The sequence below is a fragment of the Stenotrophomonas sp. 610A2 genome (assembly GCF_030549615.1).
In the GTDB taxonomy this organism is placed as follows: domain Bacteria; phylum Pseudomonadota; class Gammaproteobacteria; order Xanthomonadales; family Xanthomonadaceae; genus Stenotrophomonas; species Stenotrophomonas pigmentata.
Genome location: NZ_CP130832.1, coordinates 2,093,557 through 2,106,287 on the forward strand (window position 1 = coordinate 2,093,557; position 12,731 = coordinate 2,106,287).

Sequence of the window (12,731 nt, forward strand, 5' to 3'; positions counted from 1 at the left end):
GGGGAGGGGTTGGCCTTTCGCTGGCTTTGCTCGCGCTCCCCCCCTGTAGAGCCGAGCCATGCTCGGCTGGGGAATTACAGGGAAAGCCCCATGCCGGATACCGGGTGGCGGTTTGACTCGGGGCCTGTTTCGCACTAATGTATTAGCACGCTAATACATTGATACATGATGAAGCCACGTCCTGACACTGAACGAGAGAAGTCCTCCGATGCGCCGCTGAAGGCGTTGGCGCGGGCTTTGGCCGCGCTGGACAGGCCGCAGGACGTACAGGCCTTCCTGCGCGATCTGTGTACCCCCGCCGAGCTGGAGGCCATGGCCGATCGCTGGCGGGTGGTGCCCTTGCTGCGCAAGGGTGTGCCTTACCGCGAGATCTACGACCTGACCGGGGTGAGCGTCACCACCATCGGCCGGGTTGCGCGTTCGCTCGAGCACGGGGCCGGTGGCTATGCCGCTGCTATCGACCGCCTCGCCACGCGCAAAACCGAATCCAACTGAGATAACCCCATGAGTGCTTCAACCTCTGCCCCGGCACGCGACCGGCTGCGTATCGCCATTCAGAAAAGCGGTCGTCTGGCCGATCCAGCGCGTAGCCTGCTTGCCGCCTGTGGCCTGAGCTGGAGGCAGAGCCGCGACAAGCTGTTCTGCTTCGGTGAATCGTTGCCGGTGGATCTGCTGCTGGTACGCGATGACGACATTCCGGGCCTGATTGCCGATGGTGTCTGCGATCTGGGTGTGGTCGGCTTGAACGAGTTGGACGAGCAGGCCAAGGCGCGTCGCCAGATCGGTTTGGCTGATGCCTACCAGCCGCTGCGTGGACTCGGTTTTGGTTCCTGCCGCTTGATGATCGCTGTGCCGGAAGACTGGGATTGGCAGGGCGTGCAGATGCTGCAGGGCAAGCGCATCGCCACCAGTTACCCGGCAATCCTTGCTGCCTGGCTGAAGGAAAAAGGCGTCGATGCACAGGTTGTTGAACTGTCTGGCTCGGTGGAAATCGCACCAAAGCTCGGCACCGCTGAACTGATCTGTGATCTGGTTTCCAGCGGAGCGACCCTGGCTGCCAATCAGCTCAAGCCGGTGGAAGTACTGCTGGAAAGTGAAGCGGTACTGGCTGGCCCGGTGCACGAACTGGACGATGCCCGTGCCGGGCTGATGGCAATGTTGCTTCGCCGTCTTGATGGCCTGAGTAAAGTGCAGGACCAGAAGCTGTTGATGTTCTCGGCCGCGGAAGATCGCGTTGAAGAGCTCGCCCGCCTGCTGCCCGACGCGGAGCCGTTGCTGCGTTTGCCGGGGCAGGGCGATGCTGTACGCCTGCAGACCATGTGCAGTGGTGCACTCAGCTGGCAACGTCTGGAAGAACTGGAGCGCGCTGGCGCGCAGGGCTTGATGGTGTTGGCAGTGGAGAAGTCGCTGGTATGAATATCCTCGATTGGAACGCGCTCGACGCCAATGCACAGGCGCGCGCTCTGACCCGTCCAGTACAGACTGTTGCTTCGCAGACCCGCGATTCCGTCGCTGGCTTGATCGAGCAGGTGCGCACGCGTGGCGACGCTGCGTTGTGCGAGATCACCCAGCGCTTCGATGGCATCGCACCGGAGCGTTTTGAAGTTGGCGAAGCAGAATTCGCCGCTGCCGAACTGGCGGTGTCGGCAGAACTGCGCATCGCCATGCAGCAGGCCGCAGATCGCATCGATACCTTTCATCGCGCCGGCATGGCCCAGCCCTACAGCGTGGAAACCGCACCGGGCGTGGTCTGCGAAAAGGTCATTCGCCCGATTACGCGAGTTGGTTTGTACGTCCCGGCAGGCAGCGCCCCGTTACCGTCCACTGCATTGATGCTTGGTGTTCCCGCCAAGTTGGCAGGTTGCCGCGAAGTGGTGCTGTGCACGCCGCCGCGCAAGGACGGCACGGCCGACCCCGCAGTACTGGTTGCCGCGCGCCTGACTGGCGTGCACCGCGTGTTCAAGATTGGCGGTGCGCAGGCAATTGCCGCCATGGCATATGGCACTGAATCGGTGCCGTCCTGCGACAAGCTGTTCGGTCCAGGCAACAGCTTCGTCACCGAAGCCAAGCAGCAGGTGGCCCAGGCAGGCGCTGCTGCCATCGATATGCCTGCCGGTCCGTCGGAAGTGCTGGTGATCGCCGATGCCGGTGCCAATCCTGCGTTTGTCGCTGCCGATTTGCTGTCGCAGGCCGAGCACGGCCCGGATTCGCAGGTACTGCTGCTCAGTGACGATGCAGCGATGATTGCCGCCGTACAGGAGCAGGTCGAAGCACAGGTCGCACAGCTCAGTCGCGAGGCGATTGCGCGTCAAGCGCTGGGTGCATCGCTGCTGATCAAGGTTGATTCGATTGCGCAGGCATTCGAGATTTCCAACCGCTATGCGCCCGAGCACCTGATTCTCGCCCTGCGCCAGCCGCGTCAGTGGCTGGACAAGGTGGAAGCGGCCGGCTCGGTGTTCCTCGGCGATTACACGCCCGAGGCGCTGGGTGACTATTGCTCTGGCACCAATCACGTGTTGCCGACCGCCGGCGCGGCCCGCGCTTACAGCGGCGTCAGCGTCGCCAGCTACCAGAACCAGATCAGCGTGCAGGCAGCCAGTCGCGAAGGAATTGCCGGTATCGGCCCGTGCGCGCTGACCCTGGCGCGTGCCGAAGGTCTGGGCGCGCATGCCAATGCGGTAGCGCTGCGGCTGGGAGTTGCACCGTGAGCGTGCTTGATCTGGTGCGCGAAGATCTGCGTGATTTTGGCGGCTACTCCTCGGCGCGCAGCGCCAAGCTGCAGGGTGATGTCTGGCTCAACGCAAATGAATCGGCCTGGGCGAATCCTGGCGACGCAGATGCCAGCTGCCGTCGTTACCCGGATCCCCAGCCGCAGGCCTTGCGCGAGCGTCTGGGCAGCTTGTATGGCTGCCAGTCCGAGCAGCTGCTGATCGGTCGCGGCAGCGATGAAGCCATCGACCTGCTGGTGCGCGCCCTGTGCGAACCCGGCCGTGATGCTGTGTTGTACACCCCACCGGTGTTCGGCATGTACGCAGTCAGTGCACGCCTGCAGAATGCGCCCGCGCTGGAAGTGCCTCTGCTGGATACCGATCAAGGCCTCGTCGCTGATATCGACGCCATTATTGCCAAGGCGAAGCAGGGCAATGCCAAGCTGGTATTCCTCTGCTCGCCGTCCAATCCTGGCGGCCTGAGCATTCCGCTGCAGCAGGTACAGGCCGTGGCCGAAGCACTGCGCGGTCAGGCGCTGGTGGTAGTCGACGAGGCTTACGGCGAGTTTGCCGATGAGCCGTCCGCGACCACGTTGATGGACCGTTTCGACAACATCGCCGTATTGCGTACCTTGTCCAAGGCACACGCACTGGCTGCGGCGCGCATTGGTAGCGTCATTGCCGATGCGGCGCTGATCGCCGTGCTGCGGTGCTGCCAGGCCCCGTATCCGGTTCCAGCGCCATGCTCGACGCTGGCGCTTGCTGGGCTCGATGATGCCGCACTTGGGCAGACACGCGCCCGTATCGCGACGGTGCGCAGCGAGCGCAGCCGGCTATGCATCGCCTTGTCGGCGCAGCATGGCGTTCGCCATGTCTACGCCTCGGATGCCAACTTCCTGCTGGTGCGCTTCAATGACGCCGACGCCGCATTCCAGGCCCTGCTGCAGGCAGGCGTGGTGGTGCGTGACCAGCGCGCCGCTCCGCAGCTGCAGGACGCCCTGCGCATCACTCTGGGCACCCCCGAACAGAACGACCGCGTCCTTGACGCACTTGCCACGCTGGAGCTCACCGCATGACCCCCATCCTGTTTGTCGATCGCGATGGCACCTTGATCGAGGAGCCGGCCGACTTCCAGATCGACGCTTACGAGAAGATCCGCTTCGTCAAGAATGTGATCCCGGCAATGCTGAAGCTGCGCGATGCTGGCTATCAGTTCGTCATCGTTTCCAACCAGGACGGACTCGGTTCCGAAGGCTATCCGCAGGCCAGCTTCGACGGCCCGAATGACTTGATGCTGCAGATCTTTGCCAGCCAGGGCATTACGTTCCGCGATGTGCTGATCGATCCCAGCTGGCCGCAGGACAATAGCCCGAATCGCAAGCCCGGCATCGGCATGATGGTGTCCTACCTGCAGGATCGCAGCATCGATTGGGCGCGTTCGGGCATGGTCGGGGACCGGCCGACCGACATCCAGTTTGCCGACAACATGAAGATCCGCGGCTTCCAGCTGCGCACCGAGCAGTTCGGCGGCGAGTGGGATTGGGATGCGATCGCACACGAGCTGGCCGACGCACCACGCCGCGCTACCGTGCAGCGCGACACAAAAGAAACCCAGATACGCGTATTCGTCGACCTGGACAAGGTTGCCAGCTCGAAGATCAACACTGGCCTGCCTTTCTTTGATCACATGCTAGATCAGATTGGCCGTCATGGCGGCTTCGCGTTGGAAGTGGAAGCCAAAGGCGATCTGCACATCGACGAACACCACACCATCGAGGACACCGGTCTCGCGCTGGGCCAGGCCTTGCGCGAAGCGCTCGGCGACAAGCGTGGTATCGGTCGCTACGGCTTCACCTTGCCAATGGACGAAACCCTTGCCAGCGCCGCGTTGGATTTCAGTGGCCGCCCGTACTTCGTGTTCGATGGCGAGTTCAAGCGTGAACGCGTTGGTGACATGCCCACCGAATTGGTGCCGCACTTCTTCCGTTCGCTATGCGATGCCAGCGGTTTGAACCTTAATCTCAAGGTGGAGGGTGATAACGACCACCACAAGGTTGAAGCCTGCTTCAAGGCCTTGGCTCGCGCCCTGCGCCAGGCCATCCGCAAGGAAGGCACCGAGCTGCCGTCAACCAAGGGGGCCTTGTGAGCAGGGTTGGCCTGGTTGATGCAGGCGGTGCCAATCTTGGCTCGGTGCGCTACGCATTGGAGCGCTTGCAGGTTGACGTGCAGATGGTGCGCGCACCAGCGGACCTCGATGGGCTCGAGCGGGTGATCCTGCCCGGCGTTGGTGCGGCAGCTGAAGGTATGAAACGCCTGCATGCGCAAGGTTTGGTACAGCCGCTGCGCGAACTGCAGGTTCCCTTGATGGGTATCTGCCTGGGCATGCAGTTGCTGTTTGAACGTTCAGAAGAAGGCGATGTGGAATGCCTCGGCCTGCTGCCAGGCATCGTCCGTCGCCTCCATCCCGGTGTCGGCGTGCGCGTGCCGCATATGGGTTGGAACAAGCTGTTGGCCTTGCGCGAGTCGCCCTTGCTTGACGGCGTGCCGCTCGGCTCCAGCGCCTACTTCGTGCACAGCTACGCCGCTCCGGTCACTTCCGATACGGTCGCTGCCTGTCATCACGGTGGCCTGTTCACCGCGGTGGTGCAGCGCGAGCGTCTATGCGGCGCGCAGTTCCATCCCGAGCGTTCGGCGGGGCCGGGCGCACGCATCCTGCAGAACTTTCTTGAGATTGCCGCATGAGTTTCACTGTTTACCCCGCGCTGGATATCCGTGACGGCCGCGTCGTGCGTCTGCTGCAGGGCGACTACGCCAAGCAGACCACCTATGGCGAGGATGCCTTGCAGCGTGCGCAGGCATTCGCCGCAACCGGCGCCAGCTGGATGCACCTGGTCGATCTGGATGCAGCCAAGGCTGGCGGCTACACCTTGGCACCGTTGCTGCAGCAGATCGCAGCCACCACCAAGCTGAAGGTGCAGACCGGCGGCGGCGTGCGTGGCCGCGACGATGTGGCGCGCATTCTTGATGCAGGCGCCAGTCGCGTGGTGATCGGCTCACTGGCCGTGCGTCAGCCCGAACAGGTGCTGGCCTGGCTGGCCGAGTTCGGAGCTGATCAGCTGACCATCGCACTGGATACGCGTCAGGGCGAAGACGGCGTTTGGCGCCTGCCAGTGCACGGTTGGACCGAAACCGCGGACGTGACCCTGGACGAATTGGCCAAGCGCTATGCGCAGGCCGGCATGAAGCACCTGCTGTGCACCGATATTTCCCGTGACGGAATGCTATCCGGCCCGAATATCGAGCTTTACGCGCATCTTGCGAAACTGCTGCCCGGCGTGGCTGTGCAGGCGTCGGGCGGCGTGCGCGATGCTGACGACATCCGTGCGGCCAAGGCGGCAGGTTGCGGTGGCGCGGTGTTGGGCAAGGCGCTGCTGGAAGGTCACCTGCAACTGGATGAGGCCTTGTCATGTTGAGCCGGCGCATCATTCCCTGCCTGGACGTGCGCGAAGGCCGCGTGGTCAAGGGCGTCAAGTTCCGCGACCACATCGACATGGGCGACATCACCGAGCTGGCATTGCGCTACCGCGACCAGGGCGCCGATGAGCTGGTGTTCTACGACATCTCCGCTAGTCCGGAAGGCCGCTCGGTGGACCGCGCCTGGATTGAGCGCGTGGCACGCCTGATCGACATCCCGTTCTGCGTGGCCGGTGGTATCCGCGATGTGGAGACCGCGCGTGCCGTGCTCAATTCCGGCGCCGACAAGATTTCCATCAACACGCCGGCACTGGAGCGCCCACAGTTGATCGCGGAGTTGGCTGAAGCCTTTGGTGAGCAGTGCGTGGTGGTCGGCATCGATTCCATTCGCGAAGCTGACGGCCAGTGGCGAGTACGCTCCTATACCGGTGATCCAAACAAGACCCGCGCCGAGGCCAGGCTGACCCTGGATTGGGTGCGTGAAGTCCAATCCCTCGGTGCAGGTGAAATAGTGCTGAACTGCATGGACAGCGACGGCGTGCGCAAGGGGTACGATATTGCACAGTTGCGCCAGGCCCGGGCGCTGTGCACGGTTCCGTTGATCGCCTCTGGCGGCGCGGGCACGCCGCAGCATTTCGCCGATGTATTCGAACAGGCTGACGTTGACGGGGCTTTGGCCGCCAGTGTGTTCCACTCCGGCGCCATTGCAATTCCGGAACTGAAGCAGTTCCTGCGCGAACAACAAATCGAGGTTAGGGATGTCTACTGAATTCAAACCGGTTGATCCGACCGCACTGGACTGGGACAAGGTCAATGGCATGATCCCGGTCATCATCCAGGACGAGGCGACGCTGCGCGTACTGATGCTCGGCTATATGGATCGGGATGCCTTGGAGACCACCCGCAGCAGCGGCAAGGTCACCTTCTTCAGCCGCAGCAAGAAGCGTTTGTGGACCAAGGGCGAGACCTCCGGCAACCATCTAGAGCTGGTCGACATCCGCAGTGATTGCGACAACGACACCTTGCTGGTCACCGTGCGCCCGCATGGCCCTACCTGCCACACTGGTGAGACCAGTTGCTTCAGTGCCGCACCGGGTAATTTTCTTGGCGCATTGAATGCCTTGATCAAGCAGCGCGAACACGATCGCCCGCTCAACAGCTACACCACCAAGCTGTTCGAGAAAGGCGCGCGTCATATCGCACAGAAAGTGGGCGAGGAGGGCGTGGAAACCGCACTCGCCGGCGTCGTACAGCGTGACGACGAACTGTTGGGCGAATCGGCCGACCTGCTGTTCCACCTGATCGTGTTGCTGCGCGCCCGCGGCCTGTCGCTGGATGATGCCATTGGGGTGCTGGAAAGCCGTCACGCCAAGGCCGCAGAAAAAGCGGCCAGCTAAGCAACCGTAGTGCCGAGCCATGCTCGGCAGGGGCTTTACCGGCAAACCTAAATCCCACCGGTAATGCCTAGCCGAGCATGGCTCGGCTCTACAGGGAGAGCCAATCGCCACCGGTAAGGCCTAGCCGAGCATGGCTCGGCTCTACAGGTATCGGTGGCGCCGATCGCCACCTCCCGCAATGCCTTTGCAGCATCCCGGGGCGATAATGGGCGCCTGCCCATTGTCGTCGAGGACTCCATGCGCCCATCCCTGCTGACCGCTCTGTTGCTGGCTTGTGTGCCATTTGCAGCCAGCGCCTCCTGCGTCGACGGCACGGTATTCCTCGACAGCAACGGTAATGGCCGCCAGGACGCGGGTGAGAAGCCGCTGGCGGGCATCCGGGTATCCGATGGCGAGCGCATCGTCAGCACCGGCCAGGATGGTCGCTACCAGCTGCCGCCCTCCAGCCAGCCCAACATCTTCATCATCAAACCGGCCGGCTATAGCGCCGCCAAGCGGGCGGATGGGCTGCCTGATATCTGGCGGCCACAGGCAGGCGAGGGCGACGGCCAATGCCGCCCGTTTGCACTGAAGCCGGAAAAGAACGCTCCCATGAGTTTCCAGGCCCTGCTGCTGGCCGACAGCCAGACCAGCACTGCGCTGGACGTCAGCTACTTCGAGCGCGACATCATCGAGCCGCTGCGTGGCAAGCATCAGGCACGCATGGGCATGACTCTGGGCGATATCACCAATGACGACCCCAGCCTCTATCCGGCGCTGACCAAGGCGGTCACTTCGCTGGGTGTGCCGTGGCTGCACGTCCCCGGCAACCACGACATGGACCTGGGCGCGAGCAGCGACGCCGATTCGCTGGCCAGCTTCCATCGCCAACTCGGCCCGGACACCTACGCCTGGGAAGAGGCGTCGATGGTGTTCATCGGTATGGACGACATCATCGCCCAACCCGGGCAGAAGCCGGCGTATGTCGGTGGTCTGCGTGAGGACCAGTTCGCCTTCCTGGAGGCCTACCTGCCGACCATCCCAAAGGACAAACTGGTGGTGCTGGGCTTCCATATCCCGCTGTTCGACCACGTCTACCGCGCCGAAGATCGGGCACGGTTGTTCAAGCTGTTGGAGCAGGTGCCGCATCCGTTGATCGTCAGTGGGCACACCCACAACCAGAGCCAGGTGTTCTGGGGCGCTGCACAGGGTTGGAATGGTGGCAAGCCGCTGCACGAGTACAACGTAGGCGCTGCCTGCGGTGCGTTCTGGTCAGGGATCAAGGATGCGCAGGGCATTCCCGATACCACCATGGCCGATGGCACGCCGAATGGCTACGGTTTGCTCAATGTGCGGCCGCAAGGCCAGTACAGCGTCGAGTACCGGGTTGCGCGTGCGCCGGCGGACCAGCAGATCGCCTTGCATGCACCGAAGGTATTGCGGCAGGGTGCGTATCCGGCCTGGGGCATCTACGCCAATGTCTTCATGGGCTATGAGGGCCTGCTGGTGGAGTTCCGTGTCGATGGCGGTGAATGGCAGCCGATGAAGCAGGTCAAGCAGGCCGACCCGCGCTTGCTGGTGGAGAACATCGCCGACGATCTGGCCAGTGAGCTGCGTGGTTACGACCGTTCGCCCGAAGCCGTGCCGTCCAGCCATTTGTGGCGTGCGGCGCTGCCGACCAAGCTCAGCGAGGGCGAGCATGCGGTGGAAGTGCGCACCACATTGAACGGCTTCGAGTACCGCAGCCAGACCAGCTACCGGCTGCAAACCGCACAGCCCTGACAGCACGGTCTGTTGTGGGAGCGGCGTCAGCCGCGAAGCAGGGGATGCTTCGCGGCCCAGGAATCCGCAACCTGACCAGTCTACGAGCTTCGCGGTTCACACCGCTCCCACAAGCGGTATCAGTTCGCCGGATAGCGGGCCGGCTGGTGTCTGTAGGAGCGGCGTCAGCCGCGGAGCAGGGGACGCGTCTGGTCCAGAAATTTCTGGGATCTGGCAATCTACGAGTTTCGCGGCTGACGCCGCTCCTACAACAAAGCAGGGTGCAGGGACGTCATGCGTTGGAAGACAGCAGTAGTCAAATCCACGATTCTCGGCATGGCGTTGGCTACGACCAGTTGCGGCTTTCCGCTGCCTGGCAGCCAGTTCCATGTAGAGCCAATGGATCCCGCGCGCAAGTTGATTGGGCAGGTGCAAGGGCAGGGGGCGAGCAGCCCGCTGCTTGGTAGCGAGGTACTGATCGAAGGCATAGTGGTGCGCAACCTGATGGGTGACAGCGACGATATCGGTCAGGAGCTGAAGGAGACTCTGGGCGAAGGCGATCGTGGCACACCCACCATCGGTTGGTTCCTGCAGGACGAAGGCGATGGCAATCCGGCCACATCCGACGGGGTGTTCGTGCTGGATCAGGGCTACGACACCTCGATAAACATGCCGGCCGAGGCTGAGTTCACCATGCGCATGGGCTCTCGACTTCGCACCGGTGACCGCGTGACCGTGCGCGGGACTGTGGTGGAGCTGCCCCAGGAGCAGACGGCCGATCAGCCGCGCACTACCGGTCATCTCGTTTCCCGTGGTGAAGCTGGCGGCACGGTCACTGCCATCGCGGCCATGTCGCTGACACTTGTTGGATCCGACGAGCGTGCCACCGCAATCGTGCCGGTGCCCTTGGCCGGCAATGCGGATGACGAATCGCGCGAGGGTATGCGGCTTTAAAGCGCGGTGGTCGGTCTGGCGCGGTCAGCCATCATGCTGTACGAGGCGATCACGCACCGCTTCCAATCAGATCACAGGCACAAAAAAAGCCTCCCCGTTTCCGGGGAGGCTTTCAGCGATCACGCTTGCAACATCAAGCTTCCGGCTTGGCGTCACGCAGCTCGCGGCGCAGGATCTTGCCGACGTTGGTCTTGGGCAGTTCCTTGCGGAACTCGACAATGCGCGGGTGCTTGTAACCGGTCAGGTTGGCGCGGGCGAACTCCTTCACCTGCTCCTCGGTGAGGTTGGGGTCCTTCTTGACGATGACCACCTTCACCACTTCACCCGACTTCTCGTTGGGCGCACCCACGGCCGCCACTTCCAGGATGCCCGGCATCATCGCCAGCACGTCTTCGATTTCGTTCGGGTAGACGTTGAAGCCGGACACCAGGATCATGTCCTTCTTGCGGTCGACGATGTAGAAGAAGCCGTTCTCGTCCATGCGCGCCATGTCGCCGGTATGTAGCCAGCCATCAGCGTCCATGACCTTGTCGGTCTCGTCCTGGCGGTGCCAGTAACCCTTCATCACCTGCGGCCCGCGGATGCACAGCTCGCCGACTTCACCCAGTGCAACCATCTGGCCGTCGTCGTTCTTGACGCAGGCTTCGGTGGAGGGGATCGGCAAGCCGATGGCACCGTTGTATTCCTTCAGGTCCAGCGGGTTGATACAGGCTGCCGGTGAGGTCTCGGTCAGGCCGTAGGCTTCCACCAGGGTGACGCCGGTAACCTTCTTCCACTTGTCAGCCACGGCGCGCTGCACGGCCATGCCGCCGCCGAGCGCAACCTTGAGGTTGGAGAAGTCGACCTGATCGAAGCCTTCGGTATTGAGCAGGCCGTTGAACAAGGTATTGACGCCGGTGATGGCGGTGAAACGGTTGTTCTTCAGTTCCTTGACGAAGCCCTTCATGTCACGCGGGTTGGTGATCAGGTAGTTCAGGCCGCCGAGCTTCATGAAGACCAGGCCGTTCGCCGTCAACGCGAAGATGTGGTACAGCGGCAGCGCGGTGATGATGACTTCCTCGCCCGGCTTCACGCCCGATGCGCTGATCCAGGCCGAGGCCTGCTGCATGTTGGCGATCAGGTTGCGGTGGGTCAGCATCGCGCCCTTGGCGACGCCGGTGGTGCCACCGGTGTACTGCAGGAAGGCGATGTCCTCGTGGTCCACCTCGACCACCGGCATGCTGTGGCGCTTGCCGAGCTTCAACGCATCCTTGAAGCGGATGGCCTTGGGCAGGTCGTAATCCGGCACCATCTTCTTCACGTACTTCAGCACGAAGTTGACGATGGCGCCCTTGGGGAAGCCGAGCATGTCACCCAGACCGGTGGTGATGACCTGCTTGACCGGCGTATCGGCGATGACCTGCTGCACGGTCTCGCCGAAGTTGTCGACCACCAGCAGCACGGAGACGCCGGCGTCGACCAACTGATGCTTGAGTTCGCGTGCGGTATACAGCGGGTTGACGTTTACCACGGTCAGGCCGGCGCGCAGGATGCCGAAAATGGCGATCGGATACTGCAGGCAGTTGGGCATCATGATCGCAACGCGGTCGCCCTTCTTCAGCTTCAGCTCGCCCAGCAGGTAGGCGGCGAACTGGGTGACCAGAGCATCCGCTTCGCCATAGGTCAGCACCTTGCCGAAGTTGGAGTAGGCCGGGCGATCACGGAACTTGGCAACCGAGGCATTGAAGACATCGGCGACGGAGTGGAATTCGTTGACGTCGATTTCAGCCGGTACACCAGCCGGATAGCTCTGCAGCCAAGGACGTTCTTGCGTCATCTTCCCCTCCAGGAAATGGAATGATCTAGTGGTCAGGCCCGATCATCGGGCACCGGCGTTATTGTTGCCAGCATACCGTTCCGAATTGAAAAGGCGAAGGGATAGATGATGCGATCAGTCTTCAACTGCATGCTTTGTGCGGTGATCATGCTTTTGCTGGCCGCTTGCGGCCGCGAACCACCGGAACAGCGGCTGCGCGAAAGTTTTGCTGCAATGCAGAAAAGTGTCGAGGCCGGCAAGCCCAGCGGCTTCATGGATGGGGTGGCTGCGGACTTCGTCGGCAACGAGGGACTGGATCGCGCTGGCATGGAGCGCCTGCTGCGCGGGCAGTTGCTGCTAAACGCCAAGGTAGGTGTGCAGACCGGGCCACTGCGGGTGGAGATGGGCGAGGGCGGTACTGCGACCGTGCGCTTCACCGTGCTGCTGACTGGTGGCAACAAGGGGTTGCTGCCCGAGCGTGGGCAGATGCAGGAAGTGGTTACTGGTTGGCGCGAGCAGGATGGGGAGTGGCAGGTGTATAGCGCGGATTGGGCGCCGGTGGGTGGGGAAGGCTGAGCTGCTGGCTTGGTAGCCGGTTGAAGGCTTTGGAGCTTTAGAGCGCAACAGCACCCCTCCCCAACCCTCCCCTTGGCTGCGCCAAAG

The 12,731-nt window shown here is 62.7% G+C and carries 13 protein-coding genes; 12 read left to right on the forward strand and 1 reads right to left on the reverse strand.

Annotation, left to right across the window (positions count from 1 at the left end; genetic code table 11):
• Positions 1-168 precede the first annotated feature (168 nt).
• From Q5Z11_RS09570 to Q5Z11_RS09620, 11 genes are all read left to right on the forward strand, one after another.
• Positions 169-495: a YerC/YecD family TrpR-related protein gene (locus tag Q5Z11_RS09570; protein WP_303749764.1), complete on the forward strand. Its 327-nt coding sequence runs from the start codon at positions 169-171 to the stop codon at positions 493-495.
• 9 nt (positions 496-504) lie between these two features.
• Positions 505-1,416, forward strand: coding sequence for an ATP phosphoribosyltransferase (gene hisG / locus Q5Z11_RS09575; protein WP_303749765.1), 912 nt, complete (start codon positions 505-507; stop codon positions 1,414-1,416).
• A complete protein-coding gene (gene hisD, locus Q5Z11_RS09580; protein WP_303749766.1) occupies positions 1,413-2,708 on the forward strand; it encodes a histidinol dehydrogenase in 1,296 nt (431 codons plus the stop codon). The genes hisG and hisD overlap by 4 nt, the downstream gene beginning before the upstream one ends.
• Complete coding sequence (gene hisC / locus Q5Z11_RS09585; RefSeq protein WP_303749767.1) at positions 2,705-3,784, forward strand: histidinol-phosphate transaminase; 1,080 nt, start codon at positions 2,705-2,707, stop codon at positions 3,782-3,784. The genes hisD and hisC overlap by 4 nt, the downstream gene beginning before the upstream one ends.
• A complete protein-coding gene (hisB, locus tag Q5Z11_RS09590) occupies positions 3,781-4,854 on the forward strand; it encodes a bifunctional histidinol-phosphatase/imidazoleglycerol-phosphate dehydratase HisB (protein WP_303749768.1) in 1,074 nt (357 codons plus the stop codon). The genes hisC and hisB overlap by 4 nt, the downstream gene beginning before the upstream one ends.
• Positions 4,851-5,450, forward strand: a complete 600-nt coding sequence (gene hisH, locus Q5Z11_RS09595) for an imidazole glycerol phosphate synthase subunit HisH (protein WP_303749769.1) — start codon at positions 4,851-4,853, stop codon at positions 5,448-5,450. The genes hisB and hisH overlap by 4 nt, the downstream gene beginning before the upstream one ends.
• Positions 5,447-6,181 (forward strand): 1-(5-phosphoribosyl)-5-[(5-phosphoribosylamino)methylideneamino]imidazole-4-carboxamide isomerase, encoded by a 735-nt coding sequence (hisA, locus tag Q5Z11_RS09600; RefSeq protein ID WP_303749770.1) that lies wholly within the window; start codon positions 5,447-5,449, stop codon positions 6,179-6,181. The genes hisH and hisA overlap by 4 nt, the downstream gene beginning before the upstream one ends.
• Positions 6,175-6,951, forward strand: a complete 777-nt coding sequence (gene hisF, locus Q5Z11_RS09605) for an imidazole glycerol phosphate synthase subunit HisF (protein WP_303749771.1) — start codon at positions 6,175-6,177, stop codon at positions 6,949-6,951. Before hisA ends, hisF begins: the two co-directional genes overlap by 7 nt.
• Complete coding sequence (gene hisIE / locus Q5Z11_RS09610) at positions 6,941-7,579, forward strand: bifunctional phosphoribosyl-AMP cyclohydrolase/phosphoribosyl-ATP diphosphatase HisIE (protein WP_303749772.1); 639 nt, start codon at positions 6,941-6,943, stop codon at positions 7,577-7,579. The genes hisF and hisIE overlap by 11 nt, the downstream gene beginning before the upstream one ends.
• 237 nt (positions 7,580-7,816) lie before the next feature.
• The gene (locus Q5Z11_RS09615) at positions 7,817-9,340 is read left to right on the forward strand and encodes a calcineurin-like phosphoesterase C-terminal domain-containing protein (RefSeq protein WP_303749773.1); all 1,524 of its coding nucleotides are present in this window, start codon (positions 7,817-7,819) and stop codon (positions 9,338-9,340) included.
• A 273-nt stretch (positions 9,341-9,613) separates the two neighbouring features.
• Complete coding sequence (locus Q5Z11_RS09620) at positions 9,614-10,273, forward strand: single stranded DNA-binding domain-containing protein (RefSeq protein WP_303749774.1); 660 nt, start codon at positions 9,614-9,616, stop codon at positions 10,271-10,273.
• Between the two features lie 133 nt (positions 10,274-10,406).
• Here the strand turns inward: Q5Z11_RS09620 and Q5Z11_RS09625 are convergent, their stop codons facing one another.
• Positions 10,407-12,089, reverse strand: coding sequence for a long-chain fatty acid--CoA ligase (locus Q5Z11_RS09625; protein ID WP_303749775.1), 1,683 nt, complete (start codon positions 12,087-12,089; stop codon positions 10,407-10,409).
• 213 nt (positions 12,090-12,302) lie between these two features.
• On the opposite strand from Q5Z11_RS09625, the gene Q5Z11_RS09630 reads away from it, so the two are divergent.
• Complete coding sequence (locus tag Q5Z11_RS09630; protein WP_303749776.1) at positions 12,303-12,644, forward strand: hypothetical protein; 342 nt, start codon at positions 12,303-12,305, stop codon at positions 12,642-12,644.
• Positions 12,645-12,731 lie beyond the last annotated feature (87 nt).

What these genes read in the sequence shown, in the direction of transcription:
- Q5Z11_RS09570 (WP_303749764.1), top strand. Translation starts at nt 169, where the DNA reads ATGAAGCCACGTCCTGACACTGAACGAGAGAAGTCCTCCGATGCGCCG.
- hisG (WP_303749765.1), top strand. Translation starts at nt 505, where the DNA reads ATGAGTGCTTCAACCTCTGCCCCGGCACGCGACCGGCTGCGTATCGCC.
- hisD (WP_303749766.1), top strand. Translation starts at nt 1,413, where the DNA reads ATGAATATCCTCGATTGGAACGCGCTCGACGCCAATGCACAGGCGCGC.
- hisB (WP_303749768.1), top strand. Translation starts at nt 3,781, where the DNA reads ATGACCCCCATCCTGTTTGTCGATCGCGATGGCACCTTGATCGAGGAG.
- hisA (WP_303749770.1), top strand. Translation starts at nt 5,447, where the DNA reads ATGAGTTTCACTGTTTACCCCGCGCTGGATATCCGTGACGGCCGCGTC.
- hisF (WP_303749771.1), top strand. Translation starts at nt 6,175, where the DNA reads ATGTTGAGCCGGCGCATCATTCCCTGCCTGGACGTGCGCGAAGGCCGC.
- hisIE (WP_303749772.1), top strand. Translation starts at nt 6,941, where the DNA reads ATGTCTACTGAATTCAAACCGGTTGATCCGACCGCACTGGACTGGGAC.
- Q5Z11_RS09615 (WP_303749773.1), top strand. Translation starts at nt 7,817, where the DNA reads ATGCGCCCATCCCTGCTGACCGCTCTGTTGCTGGCTTGTGTGCCATTT.
- Q5Z11_RS09620 (WP_303749774.1), top strand. Translation starts at nt 9,614, where the DNA reads ATGCGTTGGAAGACAGCAGTAGTCAAATCCACGATTCTCGGCATGGCG.
- Q5Z11_RS09625 (WP_303749775.1), bottom strand. Translation starts at nt 12,089, where the DNA reads ATGACGCAAGAACGTCCTTGGCTGCAGAGCTATCCGGCTGGTGTACCG.
- Q5Z11_RS09630 (WP_303749776.1), top strand. Translation starts at nt 12,303, where the DNA reads ATGCAGAAAAGTGTCGAGGCCGGCAAGCCCAGCGGCTTCATGGATGGG.